The sequence below is a fragment of the Salinibacter ruber DSM 13855 genome (assembly GCF_000013045.1).
GTDB lineage: Bacteria > Bacteroidota > Rhodothermia > Rhodothermales > Salinibacteraceae > Salinibacter > Salinibacter ruber.
Genome location: NC_007677.1, coordinates 2946595 through 2960551 on the forward strand (window position 1 = coordinate 2946595; position 13957 = coordinate 2960551).

At 68.3% G+C, this 13957-nt stretch carries 11 protein-coding genes and 1 tRNA gene; 4 read left to right on the forward strand and 8 right to left on the reverse strand.

Annotated elements, in window-relative coordinates; translation table 11 throughout:
• Positions 1–84: 84 nt before the first annotated feature.
• From cyoE to SRU_RS12450, 3 genes are all read left to right on the forward strand, one after another.
• Complete coding sequence (gene cyoE / locus SRU_RS12440; protein WP_011405087.1) at positions 85–990, forward strand: heme o synthase; 906 nt, start codon at positions 85–87, stop codon at positions 988–990.
• A 67-nt stretch (positions 991–1057) separates the two neighbouring features.
• Positions 1058–2023 carry an ABC transporter ATP-binding protein gene (locus tag SRU_RS12445; protein ID WP_011405088.1) on the forward strand — a complete coding sequence of 322 codons (966 nt, stop codon included), beginning with the start codon at positions 1058–1060 and terminating at the stop codon, positions 2021–2023.
• A 44-nt stretch (positions 2024–2067) separates the two neighbouring features.
• The gene (locus SRU_RS12450; protein WP_011405089.1) at positions 2068–2850 is read left to right on the forward strand and encodes an ABC transporter permease; all 783 of its coding nucleotides are present in this window, start codon (positions 2068–2070) and stop codon (positions 2848–2850) included.
• 37 nt (positions 2851–2887) lie between these two features.
• Here SRU_RS12450 and SRU_RS12455 read toward each other — a convergent pair whose 3' ends face one another.
• Positions 2888–3490 (reverse strand): ribonuclease HII, encoded by a 603-nt coding sequence (locus SRU_RS12455; protein WP_011405090.1) that lies wholly within the window; start codon positions 3488–3490, stop codon positions 2888–2890.
• A 215-nt stretch (positions 3491–3705) separates the two neighbouring features.
• Here SRU_RS12455 and pckA point away from each other — a divergent pair, with 215 nt between their 5' ends.
• Entirely contained in the window at positions 3706–5298 is a 1593-nt protein-coding gene (gene pckA, locus SRU_RS12460; RefSeq protein ID WP_011405091.1) for a phosphoenolpyruvate carboxykinase (ATP), read from the forward strand.
• A 40-nt stretch (positions 5299–5338) separates the two neighbouring features.
• On the opposite strand, the gene SRU_RS12465 is transcribed toward pckA, so the two are convergent.
• The 7 genes from SRU_RS12465 to SRU_RS12495 all read right to left on the reverse strand — a co-directional run bounded on the left by SRU_RS12465 (position 5339) and on the right by SRU_RS12495 (position 13939).
• Positions 5339–6784, reverse strand: coding sequence for a phytoene desaturase family protein (locus SRU_RS12465; protein WP_011405092.1), 1446 nt, complete (start codon positions 6782–6784; stop codon positions 5339–5341).
• A gap of 50 nt (positions 6785–6834) precedes the next feature.
• Positions 6835–8472, reverse strand: a complete 1638-nt coding sequence (gene ade / locus SRU_RS12470) for an adenine deaminase (RefSeq protein WP_118829317.1) — start codon at positions 8470–8472, stop codon at positions 6835–6837.
• 151 nt (positions 8473–8623) lie between these two features.
• Positions 8624–9343, reverse strand: a complete 720-nt coding sequence (locus SRU_RS12475; protein ID WP_118829318.1) for a COG3650 family protein — start codon at positions 9341–9343, stop codon at positions 8624–8626.
• Between the two features lie 76 nt (positions 9344–9419).
• Positions 9420–10745, reverse strand: a complete 1326-nt coding sequence (thrC, locus tag SRU_RS12480; RefSeq protein ID WP_237702056.1) for a threonine synthase — start codon at positions 10743–10745, stop codon at positions 9420–9422.
• A 230-nt stretch (positions 10746–10975) separates the two neighbouring features.
• On the reverse strand, positions 10976–11467 hold the full coding sequence (locus SRU_RS12485; protein WP_011405096.1) for a hypothetical protein: 492 nt from the start codon (positions 11465–11467) through the stop codon (positions 10976–10978).
• A 287-nt stretch (positions 11468–11754) separates the two neighbouring features.
• Positions 11755–11828 (reverse strand) — tRNA-Pro (locus tag SRU_RS12490).
• A 212-nt stretch (positions 11829–12040) separates the two neighbouring features.
• Positions 12041–13939, reverse strand: coding sequence for an AMP-dependent synthetase/ligase (locus tag SRU_RS12495; RefSeq protein ID WP_011405097.1), 1899 nt, complete (start codon positions 13937–13939; stop codon positions 12041–12043).
• Positions 13940–13957 lie beyond the last annotated feature (18 nt).

Below are 13957 nucleotides of genomic sequence, written 5' to 3' on the forward strand. Positions count from 1 at the left end.
GCCCCCTTCGCCGCTCTTCTTGCCTGATCATTCTCGTTCATGGAGTCCCCACCCGACGGGTCGTCAGACTCCCCCGTGGCCGTTATGGCTGCCCCCTCTACGACCGACGCGCAGGCCTCCGGGCGCACCCTCGGGGCCGTGCTCTGGGACTACCTGATCCTGGCCAAGCCCGAAATTTCGTCGGTGGTCACCCTGTCGGCGTTCGCGGGTTTTTTGATCGGGTCCCCGACCGGGCTGGACGGCGGCACGTTGCTCTGGACCATGCTCGGTACGGCCCTCTGTGCCGGGGGCGTGGGCACGCTCAACCACGTGCTGGAGCGACGGTACGACGCGCAAATGAAGCGAACGGCACAGCGCCCCCTTCCCGCCGGACGGGCCGATCCCAAAATGGCCCGGCGCGTGGGCATCCTCCTGGTCTGCCTCGCCGTTGGCCTCCTGTGCCCGCTCGTCAACGTCCTCACGGCCGTGCTGGCGGCCCTCACGGCCGTGCTGTACCTGTTCGTCTACACGCCTCTGAAGCGGACGACGAAGTGGAACACGCTGGTCGGGACGGTGCCGGGGGCACTTCCGGCCCTGGGCGGCTACACGGCCGCAACCGGCCACCTTGGAGCGGGCGGATGGGCGACCTTTGGGATCCTCGCGACGTGGCAGATGCCCCACTTTCTGTCCCTGGCCTGGATGTACCGGAAGGACTACGCGCGCGGCGATTACGCCATGCTGCCGGTCGTGGAGCCGGACGGCAACTCCACCGCGGCCCAGATGATCGGCTTCGCCGCGCTGCTCGTGCCCGTGAGCGTTCTGCCGGTCCTGACCGAGGCCGCCGGGTGGATCTACGGCGTCGGCGTGGTGCCGCTCGGCCTGTGGTTCCTGTGGACGACGATCGTCTTCCACGGGGAACGGACGGGACAAAAGGCCAAGCGCGTTCTGAAAGCGTCGGTGCTTTACATCCCGGGCCTCGTGGCCCTCCTGCTCGTGGACTGGTTTCTCTGAGTCCCGACGGACGGCATTCCGCCGCCCCCAGTGCTTCCCTGTTTGAACGCCCACACGCAACCCATCCATGCCCGCCCCTGCCGTCGACATTCAGAAGGTGCACCACAGCTACGGGGCCCACCCGGCCCTGCGGGACGTTACCCTCCAGGTGGACCCGGGCGCGCTGTACGGCCTGCTCGGCCCCAACGGCAGCGGCAAGACGACGCTTTTCCGAATCCTGTCGACACTGATGCCCCCCTCGGAGGGCCGGGCGCACGTCTTTGGGCTCGATACGGCCCGAGAGTCCGGGGCCGTACGGCAACGCATCGGGACGGTCTTCCAGGAGGCGGCCCTCGACGAGGCGTTGACCGTCCGCGAGAACCTGCGGTTTCAGGGCGCCCTTTATGGCCTGCACGGCGCGGAGCGTCGCGAGCGCACCGAAGACCTGCTCCGGCGCCTCGACGTGGCCGACCGGGCGGCCGACCCGGTCGCCGACCTGTCGGGGGGACTCCGGCGCCGCGTGGACCTCGCCCGCGGCCTGCTGCACCGCCCGGACCTGCTGCTGCTCGACGAGCCGACCTCGGGCCTCGACCCCGCCGCCCGACGCACGTTCTGGGCGGCCGTGCAGCAATTGCGGGCGGACGAAGGGACCACGCTCCTGCTGGCGACCCACCTCATGGACGAGGCGGAGCGCTGCGACCGAGTCGGCATTCTCTCGGACGGCGCCCTCGTGGCCGACGGCCGGCCGAACACCCTGAAGGCCGACCTGGGGGACGAAACCATCTGGCTGGAGGCCGACGCCCCCACCGCCCTGCGCGACCGCATCGAGGCCCAGTTCGGCGTGCCGACCCGCATCGTGGGCGCGACCGTGCAGGTCGCTCCGCCCGATCCGCCCGCGTTCCTGTCGTCGCTCTACGAGGCCCTGAGCGACCACATCCGGAGCGCCACGATCCGGACGCCCACCCTGGAGGACGTGTTCATGGTCCATGCCGGCGTCTCCCCCACGGAGTCCCGCGAGCGCGTTCTCGCTCGCGGGGACGATTCGAACGACTAGGCGTCCGCCACTGCCCTCTACCCTTGTCTTTCCCCTCCCGCAGAATGAGTGCACTGCGCACCATCGGGGCCCTCACGGCCCGTGAAATGCTCAAGTTTGTCCGCGACCGGAGCCGCGTGCTGGGCGCCCTCGCACAACCGCTGGCCCTCTGGCTCCTGCTGGGGCTGGGGTTTCAGAACACCTTTCAGCCCCCGCAGGGCAGCGTCGGGGGGAGCTACGGGGCGTTTCTCCTGCCGGGCATCCTCGCCCTGGTGCTTCTCTTCACCGCCATCTTCTCCACCATCTCCATCGTCGAGGAGCGCACGTCGGGCTTCCTTCAGGCCGTTCTGGTCGCCCCCACCCCGCGTACGGCGCTCGTCTTCGGCACCACCCTGGGGGGCACCCTGCTGGCCACGGTTCAGGCCCTGCTGTTTCTGGGCGCCCTGCCGCTCATCGACCTCTCGCCCGGCGTGGCGGGGGTGGGCATGATCGTGGCCGTGTGCCTCCTCACGGGCCTGGCCTTCACCGCCCTCGGCTTCGCCATCGCGTGGCGCATGGAGACCACGCGCGGCTTCCACGCGGTCATGAACCTGTTTCTGCTGCCGCTCTGGTTTCTGTCGGGGGCCATGTTTCCGGTGGACGGGGCGGCGCCGGTGCTGCAGGTCGTGATGTGGGGCAACCCGGTCTCCTACGCCGTCAGCGGCCTCCGGCACGGCTTCCACGGGTTCGCCGGCACGCCCGCCGCCCTGGCGGGGCCGGGCGTGTGCCTGGCCGTGACCGGTGCCTTCGCGGTGCTCATGACGGGGCTGGCAGTGTGGCAGGTGCGCCGGCCCTTCTTCCAAACGTGACGAGGGCGGCGCCGCCCGCCGTGGCTTCCCGTGCGCCTCAGTCCCGAAAAAGCGTGAACGACTGGCGGTGGTGGGGCGTCGCGCCGTGCTCGCGGAGCGCGTCGTAGTGCTGCTGGGTGGGGTAGCCGACATTCGACGCCCAGTCGTACTCGGGATGTGCCTCGTGCAGGTCGCGCATGAGGGCGTCCCGCTCGGTCTTTGCGAGGATGGACGCGGCGGCGATGGACTGGCTCTTTGCGTCCCCCTTCACGACCGTCTCGTGGGGCCACGGCGCATCGACGAGGTTCCGGTCCCACTGGTTGCCGTCCACGAGCACAAAGTCGGGAGGGGGCCGGCAACCAGACGCAGCCCGGCGCATGGCTTCGAGGGCCGCCTGGAGAATGTTGCGGTCGTCAATCTCCGTCGGAGAGCAGCGGGCAATGGACGCGGCCACGGCTTCGTCTTCGATCGTGGCCCGGGCGTCGAGGCGCTGCCCTTCGGAGAGCGCCTTGCTGTCCTGAATGGCCGTGATCTCAACCTGTGGCGGCATGATGACGGCGGCGGCAACGACCGGACCGGCCAGGCACCCTCGCCCGGCCTCGTCGAGCCCGGCCACACGTTCGTAGCCGTCGGCCCAGAGCCGACGTTCGTGGGAAAGCATACGGGGATCCTCCGAAAAGCAAACAGAATGCGTAGCAACAAGCGGGCAAGCCCCACCCTGCGGACGCGCAGACTCGTTGCGGGGCCATGCCCGACACCGGATACAGGACGGCGCCCCACATCGATCCGGCCGGTCAACTACACATTCGGACGCGTCTTTTTATACATTGAGGATCACTCCACGCACCTCACGCCGCACACATTTCCCCAATTGTCATGTCCGATCTTGACCTGTCTCAGTACGGCATCACCCCCGACACCACGCTCCGCAACGCGGATCCGGCGCGCCTCTACGAGGAGGCCATCCACTACGACCCCACGGCCGCCATCGCCCACAGCGGCGCCCTCACCATCCGCTCGGGCGAAAAGACCGGCCGCAGTCCCGCCGACAAGCGCATCGTGCGCCACCCCAACAGCGAGGACGACATCTGGTGGGGGCCGATTAACATGGAGATCGACGACCACACCTTCGAGATCAACAAGGAGCGGGCGCAGGACTACCTCAACACCCGCCAGCGCATCTACGTGATGGACGGGTTCGCCGGCTGGGACCCGGCGCACCGCCTCAAGGTGCGCATCATTTGCTCCCGGCCCTACCACGCCCTCTTCATGCACAACATGCTGATCCGGCCTTCCCAGGAGGAGCTGGCGTCCTTCGGTGAGCCGGATTTCGTGATCTACAACGCGGGCGAATTCCCGGCCAACCGGCAGACCAAGCACATGAGCTCGAAGACGAGCGTGGATCTGTCGTTCGAGAACCAGGAGATGGTCATCCTCGGCACCGAGTACGCCGGGGAAATGAAGAAGGGCGTCTTTACGGTGATGCACTACCTGATGCCCAAGAAGGACGTGCTCTCGATGCACTGCTCGGCGAACGAGGGGGACGAGGGGGACGTCTCGCTCTTCTTCGGCCTCAGCGGCACCGGCAAGACGACCCTGTCCGCCGATCCGAACCGCAAGCTCATCGGCGACGACGAGCACTGCTGGAGCGACGACGGCGTCTTCAACATTGAAGGGGGCTGCTACGCCAAGGCAGTGGGGCTGTCCGAGGAGGAGGAGCCGGAGATTTACAACGCCATCCGCTACGGCACCGTGCTCGAAAACATGGTCTACGACGAGGACACCCGGGCGGTGGACTACGACGACACCTCCATCACCCAAAACACCCGCGCCTCCTATCCGCTCGACTACATCGACCGGGCCAAGATTCCGGGGATGGGGGGGCACCCGGACAACATCATCTTCCTCACGTACGACGCGTTCGGGGTGATGCCGCCAGTCAGCAAGCTCACGCCCGAGCAGGCCATGTACCACTTTATCAGCGGGTACACGGCAAAGGTGGCCGGCACGGAGGTGGGCGTCGACGAGCCGCAGGCCACGTTCAGCGCCTGCTTCGGCGCCGCGTTCCTCGTGTGGCCGCCGGACAAGTACGCCGAAATGCTGGCCGAAAAAATCCGCGCGCACGACGCCGAGGCGTGGCTCGTGAACACGGGCATCACCGGCGGCCCGTACGGCGTGGGCCACCGCGTGCCGCTCGAGCACACCCGCGCCATGATCGACGCCATCCACGACGGCTCGCTGCTGGACGCGCCGAAGAAGACGGAGCCGGTCTTCGGCCTCGACGTGCCGACCGAGTGCCCCAACGTGCCCAACGACATTTTGATGCCGCGCGAGACGTGGGACGATCCCCAGGCCTACGACGAGAAGGCCGAGCACCTCGTGGGCCTTTTCCACGATCACTTCGAGAAATACGAAGACGAGGCCGCCCCGGCGATTGCCGAGGCCGGTCCACAGCTGCAGGCGGCGTAAGTCGCCAGGGGGAGGCTCACTCGGTCCGTCTCGGCGGGGGCTACACGTCCTGCCCCGCGTCCGCGAGCACGGTGTGGGCGGCGTGGCGGCCCGCCATGCCGTGCACGCCCCCGCCGGGCGGGGTCGAGGCGGAGGCCATGTAGAGCTGCGCCCCGCGGGCCGTACGGGCCGGAATGCGGTACGGGCTCCACCGAAGGGCCGGCCGTGCGATGAGCTGCCCGAGGTCCAGGGCGCCCCCGTTGATGTCCCCGCCCACGAGGTTCGGGTTCCAGGCCTCCAGCGCCTGCGGGCCCATGACGTGCCGCTCCAGAATGGTGTCCCGGAAGCCGGGCGCGAACCGCTCGATCTGCCGTTCAACCTGGGCCGTCGCGTCTGCGGTCGCCCCGTTGGGGACGTGGCAGTAGGCCCACGCGGTGTGCTGGTCGCCGGGGGCGCGGCTCTCGTCGAAGCGGCTGTGCTGGGCCAGCAGCACGTACGGGCGCTCCGGCACCCGCCCCTGCGCCACGGCCCGCTCCGAGGCGGCAATCTCGTTCAGCGTGCCGCCCACGTGCACGGTTCCGGCCCGCCCGCAGGCCTCGGCGGCCCACGGAATCGGGTCGCTGAGGGCGTAGTCGACCTTGAAGGCCGCCGCGCCGTAGCGGTACTGCGTCAGCTGCGTTTCGTAGCGGGCGGGCAGCCGCGGCCGGGCGACGCGCAGGACCTGCCGGGGCGTCAGGTTGAGCACCACCGTCCGGGACGGGGGCAGCTCGTCGACGGAATGCACGCGGCGGCCCGTCTCGATGGTCCCGCCCAGGTCACGCAGGTAGTCCGCCAGTGCCTGCGTGATGGCCCCGGCGCCCCCCTTCGGAAACGGCCACCCCACCGCGTGCCCGGCCATTCCGAGGACGAGGCCGAAGGCCGTCGACCCGAGCGCCGAGAGCGGCAGGTTGGAGTGGGCGGCCAGTCCCGCGAGCAGGGCCCGCGCCTCCTCCGTCCGGAAGAGGCCCTGCCCCAGAAGCTGCGCGGGCCAGATCGCCCGCAGGCCGAACCGCGCCAGGAGCAGGGGGGCACGCGGCAGGTGGAGCACCGGCTGGAGCACCTCGTCGAGGACGGCCCGCCACCGGTCCGCGAGCGGCCCGTTGAGCCACCGGTAGCGCCCCGCGTCGCCCCCGAGCCCGAGGGCGGTCTCCTCCAGGGACTGGTGCATCGCCACGGCCCGCCCCCCGTCCAGCGGATGGGCGAGCGGCAGGTCCGGCTGCACCCACGACAGGCCGTACTCGTCGAGGGGGAGCCGCCGGAACAGGGGCGACGCCGCGGCGAGCGGGTGGATGGCGGAGCCGAGGTCGTGGACGAAGCCCGGACGCGTCACCTCTTCCGAGCGCGCCGCGCCGCCGACGGCGTCGGCCTGCTCGATCACGTGTACGTCCCACCCGGCCCGGGCGAGCACGACGGCGGCCCCGAGCCCGTTCGGACCCGACCCCACGACAATGGCGTCAGCGTTGGCCATAAGAAGCGGTGATTGCAAGAAACAGCACGTGCGTCCCCCTCCACTGTCGGTCAATCGACGAACCGGTCCACGAACTCGAACGCCGCCCCGTCGAAGAGGCCCCGGTCGCTGAGCTTGAGCTGCGGAATGACAAGCAGCGACAGGAACGAGAGCGTCATGAACGGCGCGTCCATCGCGCTGCCCAGCTCTGCCCGAACGTAGTCGGTGAGGCGCGTGTAGCGCCGGGCCACTACGTCGTACGGCTCGTCGCTCATGAGGCCGGCGATGGGGAGCGGCAGGACCTGCGTGCCCTCCGCCGCCGCACTGATGCCGCCCTCCGCCCGCACCACCGCATTCACGGCCCGGGCCAGGGCGTCATCACGAGCCCCCACGGCCACCACGTTGTGGGAGTCGTGGGCCACGCTGGAGGCAAGGGCGCCCCCGTCGAGCCCAAAGCCCCGGACGAAGGCCACGGCCGGCGTGCTCTCTTCCGTATACCGATTCACCACGGCAAGCTTGAGCACGTCGCGGTCCGGGTCCGCCACGGCGTATCCGTCGTCGGTCGGCGTCGTCACGACCTCTTCCCCGGTACCCAACTGATTGTCGACGGCAGTGATCACACGGAGCCGATCGCCGCCCGCCGGCACCCGAAAATCCGCCGGTGCGACCGGTTCCGCGTCGAAGCGATTGACGACGTCGGACGCAACGTGCTCGATGTGCGTCTCCCCTTCTTCGGCAACGAGGGCGCCCTCGACGTACGTCTCTTGTACATTCAGCGCGTCCAGGTCGTCCACCACGATAAAGTCCGCCGGGTCCCCCTCACGCAGCAGCCCCACGTCCAGCCCGTAGTGCTCGACCGGATGCACGCAGGCGGCACGGAGCACGTCAAACCGGTCGTATCCGCGATTGAGGGCGCGGCGGACGAGGGTGTCGATGTGTCCCTCCGCGAGGGCGTCCGGGTGCCGGTCGTCACTGCAGAACATGAGGCGGTCCGGCGCCTCGTCCATCAGCGGAATCAGTTCGTCGAAGTTCTTGGCCGCCGAGCCCTCCCGAATCGCGATTTTCATCCCCGCCTCTAGCTTCTCGCGCGCCTCCTCAATCGAAACACACTCGTGGTCGGTCTCGATGCCGGCGGCCGCGTACTGTGCCACGTCGTCCCCCCGCAGACCGGGCGCGTGCCCGTCCACCGGCTTGTCGCGCACCTGCGCGGCCCGAATTTTTGCCAGCACGTTCGGGGCCCCATCGATGGCGCCGGGGTAGTCCATCATTTCACTCAGATAGGGCACGTCGTCGCGGTCCAGCAATGCCGATACCGCGTCCGGCCCGAGTTCCGCCCCGCTCGTCTCGAAGGGCGTGGCCGGCACGCACGACGGCGCGCCGAACGCGAAGTGGAACGGCACCGGGCGGCCATCCGCAATCATGTACTCGACCCCCTCCACACCGAGCACGTTGGCGATCTCGTGCGGGTCGCTTACCGTGCCCACGGTCCCGTGCCGCACCGCCGCCCGCGCAAATTCCGACGGCGGCAGCATCGCGCTCTCGACGTGGACGTGCGCGTCGATAAACCCGGGCAGCAGATGCCGCTCCGGCACCGTCTCGGCCGGCTCGATGCGCGCAATCACGCCGTCCTGGACGTGCACGGTGGCCGGCCGGATTGCGCGGGCGTGCAGGTCGACGAGGCGGCCGGCGATCGAAAACGAGGCGGGCATGAAACCAGAGGGGTCCACCGAGGCAGTACGGCGACGACACCAACATACGAATCGGCCGGTAGAGGATCGAAGTGCCTCCCCCCGGCGAGCACTCGGCCCGTTCCGCCGCGCAGGAAGAAGGCCTCTGCGGGCCGTAGACGCCAATGCCGGACTACCGCGTCGGGTGTCCGCAGCCGGTGTGCACATCGCCGGCAAGCGTGACGGTGACCGTATGGCTAAACAACCGCCCGTTCATCGGATCCGTGCAGTACTGGGGCCGGGCCACGACACGCAGGGGACCACGGTCCGTGCTGGCGCTGTAGAGCACGCGCTCGTCGTCCGTGTCTGTGACGAACTGGGCGGCGGTGACCTCATGCTGCCCGTAAGCCCAGGCAAACCGGAGGCTGTCGTCGGTCACCTCCACGATCCATCCGGGTTCCTGCCCCACCGCCCGAAACTGCAGATTGGGAGGATGCTCGTCCTGTGGCTCCGTCTGAGGCGCGATGGTGCAATTCTCGAGGCGCTGGCCATCGATTTCGACGGTGGCCGTGCCGCCCTTGCTCCAGACCGTGGCGGCACCGCCTTCGTACTTCGCCCCGCTGGCGGCCTGTGCCGCCACAAGGTGACGCGTGTCGCCCCCAAACGCTGCGGGCACCCGTAGCGCGAGCGAGTCGGGACGGACGAGCGCCCGGAACGTCACCACGCCCCCCTCCGGCCCCCTGCACTGCACGGCACGCCTCTGTGCCGGCGACTCCTCTTCGGTCGTCGGAGCCGTCTCGGGGGCGTCTCGGCCTTCTTGAGGGTCTCCCCCACACCCGCCACCGAGCAGCACGGCCGCCCCCAGCAGCACGCCCCCCACGATGTACCGAAGACCTGTCTGTCTGCCGTTCATGTTTTCCCTTCAGAGATGCGGCGAAGACGGTGCATCGAGCGCACGACCGGAGACCGACCAACGGCGGGGCCCTCCTCTACGCGTGCTCCGTCGCGTCGGGCCTGCGGTCCTCGAACACCACGTCCGCCACCGCCGAGAGCGTCGGGTCCACCTCGGGGACGGGATGCGACCGCGCCATCACCTCGGCCAGTGGTTCGGGCACGTCGACCGCGTGCCCCACGAGCGGCTCCACCACCTCCGGAAACTTGGCCGGGTGCGCGGTGGCCACCAGGATCCACTCGTGCTCGTCGTCGGGGTCGAGATGCTCGCGGGCCTCGACCGCGGTGGCCGTGTGGGGGTCCCACACCGTGTCCCAGGCCTCGGGCCCCTGGCGGACGTGCCGTTCGATCTGCTCGTCGGTGACGCGCTCGGCGCCGATGGCATCGTGCAGTGCCTCCGCTCCACCGCTGCCGGAATAGTGGTGGCGCAGGCGCTCCATGTTGCTGGGATTGCCCACGTCCATCGCCGTCGCCAGGGTTTCCTGCGTCTCAAACGCCTCGTACTCGCCGGTCTCCAGGTAGTGCGTGACGGGGCGGTTCTCGTTCGTCGCGAAGACGACCTCCCCAATCGGCAGCCCGCACTCGCGGGCGTACAGGCAGGCGAGCCCGTTGCCCAGGTTGCCGGACGGCACGATCACGTTGGGGCGGGTGCCGTGGGCGCGCCAGTGCCGGAGGCTGGCGTAGGCGTAGTACGTCATCTGCGGCAGCAGACGCCCGATGTTGATGCTGTTGGCGGAGGAGAGGCGCAGGCGCTCCTGCCACGCCTCGTCCTGAAAGGCCTCCTTCACGAGCGTCTGGCAGTCGTCAAACACGCCGCGGACGGCCACGGTCTGCACGTTGTCGCTCCACCCGGTGAGCTGCTGCTCCTGCCGGTCGGACACCTTGCCCTTCGGGTAGAGGACGACGACCTCGACGTTGGGCTTCTTCCAGAAGGCCGCCGCCACGGCCGCGCCGGTGTCGCCGGAGGTGGCCACGAGGATGGTAAGCGGCTGCGCGGCCCCTTCGTTGAGACGGGCAAGGCTGTCGGCCAGGAAGCGCGCCCCCACGTCCTTAAACGCCGCCGTGGGGCCGTGGAAGAGTTCGAGGACGCTCGTCCCCCGGCCGATCTCGCGCAGCGGCACCGGAAAGCCAAACATCGCCTCGCAGATCCCCGGCAGCACGTCCGCCAGGCCGTCCCCCTCCGCAAACGGGCGCAGAAGCCGCTCCGCCACCGCCTCGATCGTGGTGCATCCCGCAAACGCCTCGGGCCCGAGGGTCGGAAACCGTTCGGGCACGTACAGCCCCCCGTCCGGCGCCAGTCCGTCCTGCAGCGCCGTGGAGAGGGAAACGCGATGGGCGGGGGTGCGGGTGCTCAAATACTGCACGGCAGGAAAGCGCAATGAAGGTGTGCGGGCGACGAGTCGGTTCTCTGCATCTTCGGGATGGCTCCTTTCAACAACGGACAGCGCCTCGTCAGGTCCCGCGCGGCGCGCCGGTGCCTCCGGACGGGTCCCAACAAGAAAGCGGCCGTTGCCACGGGGGCAAGGGCCGCTTTCCCATCGCGTGCAATGTGCAGGAACGCTCGCCCCTGTCGGCGAGCCCCCGACCGTCGCAGCTAGTTCTGCGAGTTCGGGTTTTGCTGCATCTGCGACTGCTGCTTCTTCATTTCTGCCTTCATGGCCTGCTGAATCTGCTTCTTCAGCGTGGAGTCCTGCTGCGCCGACCGCATGATGCGCCGGAACATTTGAGGGTCCATGTTCTCCTTCTGCGATTCCTGCTGCATCATCTTCATCTGCTGCTTGCGCATCCGCATCTGCTGGCGCTTCATCTCCCGCCGTGCGTTGGCTTTTTGCGTGGAGTCCATCTCCTGCGGATTGCCGTATTTCTCCTTCATCTGCTTCCGCATCTTCATCTGCTGCGCCCGCATGGAGGACTGGACGGCCGCGGCGATGCGGGCCGCCTTGTCAATCTGCTCCTGGCTTACCTCGGAGGCCGAGAGGGTGGTCGTGTCCGGCTGTTGGGGCATCTGGCCGAACGCGGGGGCGGTGAAGGCGAAGGCGAGGGCGATCAGGCCGACGCAGGACGATTTGAACAAACGTTGTAGCATAAGAGTGGGTCGTAGTGAGAAAAACGTGGAGGAAAGAGATCACACCGGGGACGCCCCCGACGAGCAAGGCCCGCGAATATGCTTCTGGAAATACGAATATCGATCAGAGTGTTTCGGGGGCCGGAACGGGTTCCGACCCTTTTCCTGACCGCATCCACGTGCTGCGAACGGTCTCACGGGCGGGATTATTCTTGAAGCCCCCGGGAAGTCCCCATTGGAGGTCGGGGATAGGGGGCTCAGCAACGCAAAAGCGGCCTCCACCAACCGTGAAGGCCGCTTTCGGAGGGTCGGGGCAGCCGGATTTGAACCGGCGACCTCGTCGTCCCGAACGACGCGCGCTACCGGACTGCGCCATGCCCCGAGGGAAATGTCCAAGCGTCTTATAGGGCCGATGCGGAGTCGAGATCCGGGACGCCCCTCTCAACCATGGGCGCTGGCGGCCCCCTAGAGGAGAGTTCAACGGTTATCCACACGGGTTCTCTGACGCTCGGATTCAGGGGAGATGTGAGGCGGCGCCCACAGAACAGATCTCGACGGTCCCTTCGCAGGGCCCCACAAGCAAGGCGCGATTCGTCACCGGCCGAACTCCTCGTACATCTCGTCGATGAGGTCCGCGTGGCGCTCCCGGATGACGCTGCGACGGAGCTTGAGCGTGGGGGTGAGCGTCCCCTCCTCGACGGTGAACGGCTCGCCGAGGAGGCGGAAGTTGCGAATTTTCTCGTGGGCCGCCGCGTCGCGGTTGTAGGCCGTAAAGACGTCCTGAAACAGGGCCTGCGCCGCGTCGTGGTGCAGCAGCTCCGCATCGTCACAGGTGGACTCGTCAATCCCCTCGTCTCGTGCCCGCATGCGGAGGGCGTCGAAGTCGGGCACCACCAGGGCCGCGAGAAACGGACGCCCCTCCCCCACCACGACGATCTGGTTGATCCAGTTTTTGGTCTTAAACGTCTCCTCGATCGGGCCGGGATAGACGTTCTTTCCGCCCTCCGTGACGATCATGTGCTTGATCCGGTCCGTAATCTTGAGGTAGCCCTCCTCGAAGCGTCCGACGTCGCCGGTGTGATACCACCCGTCCGGGCCGAAGGCCGCCCGTGTCTCTTCGGGTTGATTCCAGTACTCCTTCATCACGTTGGGGCCCTTCACCAGAATCTCCCCTTCCGGCGTGGAGAGGGATGTGGGGTAGTCGCTGCCACTGACCGCCCCGGCCGGCTCGTTCTCCTCCAGCGGCTGAATGGCGACCGTCACGCCGGGCATGACGTGGCCGACGGTGCCGTAGCGGGGGGCGTCCAGGGGATTGATCGTGAGGACGGGGGCCGTCTCCGTAAGGCCGTAGCCCTCGATGATGGTCACGCCCGCGGCCTGGAAGAAGGTGCCAATCTCTTCGGGCAGCGCCGCCCCGCCGGAGGCGGCGAACCGGAGGTTTCCACCGAGTTTCTCGTGCAGTTTGGAAAAGACCAGACGGTGGGCCACCGCCCGCTGCCCACGCAACAGCAGGTTCGGTCCCGAGCCGGTCTTCTGCTGGGCCTCAGCGTGCCGTTCGCCCACCCCAACCGCCCAGTCGAAGAGGGCCTGCTTGAGGGGTCCTCCCTCCTTGGCCTGCTTCGTCACGCGTTTGTACACCTTCTCGAACATGCGCGGCACCGAGATCATGAGGGTCGGCTGCACCTCCTGGAGGTTTTGGCTGACCGCCTCGATGCTTTCCGCGTAGCTGATGGTGGCCCCGGCGGCGAGCACGGCCGTGTGGCCCGCCGTCCGCTCGAAGGCGTGCGAGAGGGGCAGGAACGAAAGGTGGTGATCGTCCTCCCCGATGGGGATGCGCCGCAGGGCGCCCTTTACGTTCGAGCAGAAGTTGCGGTGGGTTAGCACCACCCCCTTCGGCTGGCCGGTGGTGCCGCTCGTGTAGATGAGGGCGCTGGTGTCCCCCGGCGCGATCGACTCCGCAATGCCGGTAAGCTCCGCCTCGTGCTCGCTCCAGTGCTCGCGGCCCGCCGCCAGGGCATCGTCCCAGTGCGTCATGGGGACGGGCGGGTCGTCCGCCGTCTCGCTCATTACGATCACCTCTTCGAGCTCGGGGCACGTGTCCGCAATCTCCTCGATCTTCTTGCGCTGGACCGGCACGGACACGATGCACACTTTGGCCCCGGAGTCCCGGAGGATGTGGGCTACTTTCGAGGGCGGAAGGGACGTGTAGATCGAGACGTTCGCCGCCCCAATGAGCTGCGTCCCCAGGTCGCTGACGGCCCACTCCGGACGGTTTTCCGAGAGCAGGGCGACCCGATCGCCCTCGCGCACACTCTGCCGATGCAGGTAGCCGGCCAGGGCCTGCACCCGATCCTGGAAGCCCTCCCAGGTGATTTCCTGCCACCCGTCGCCCCGGACCTTGTGCCGCAGCACCGGCCGCTCCCGCCCTCGGTACCGATCACAAAGGCGGAGAACCATCTCGGGAATGGTGTCGAATTCGACCTGTGCGGGCATGGACGGACGAAGACCAGT

Coding starts and splice junctions, on each gene's coding strand:
- SRU_RS12455 (WP_011405090.1), bottom strand. CDS start 3,490: ATGCTTTCCCACGAACGTCGGCTCTGGGCCGACGGCTACGAACGTGTG.
- pckA (WP_011405091.1), top strand. CDS start 3,706: ATGTCCGATCTTGACCTGTCTCAGTACGGCATCACCCCCGACACCACG.
- SRU_RS12495 (WP_011405097.1), bottom strand. CDS start 13,939: ATGCCCGCACAGGTCGAATTCGACACCATTCCCGAGATGGTTCTCCGC.
- ade (WP_118829317.1), bottom strand. CDS start 8,472: ATGCCCGCCTCGTTTTCGATCGCCGGCCGCCTCGTCGACCTGCACGCC.
- cyoE (WP_011405087.1), top strand. CDS start 85: ATGGCTGCCCCCTCTACGACCGACGCGCAGGCCTCCGGGCGCACCCTC.
- SRU_RS12450 (WP_011405089.1), top strand. CDS start 2,068: ATGAGTGCACTGCGCACCATCGGGGCCCTCACGGCCCGTGAAATGCTC.
- SRU_RS12485 (WP_011405096.1), bottom strand. CDS start 11,467: ATGCTACAACGTTTGTTCAAATCGTCCTGCGTCGGCCTGATCGCCCTC.
- SRU_RS12475 (WP_118829318.1), bottom strand. CDS start 9,343: ATGAACGGCAGACAGACAGGTCTTCGGTACATCGTGGGGGGCGTGCTG.
- SRU_RS12445 (WP_011405088.1), top strand. CDS start 1,058: ATGCCCGCCCCTGCCGTCGACATTCAGAAGGTGCACCACAGCTACGGG.
- SRU_RS12465 (WP_011405092.1), bottom strand. CDS start 6,784: ATGGCCAACGCTGACGCCATTGTCGTGGGGTCGGGTCCGAACGGGCTC.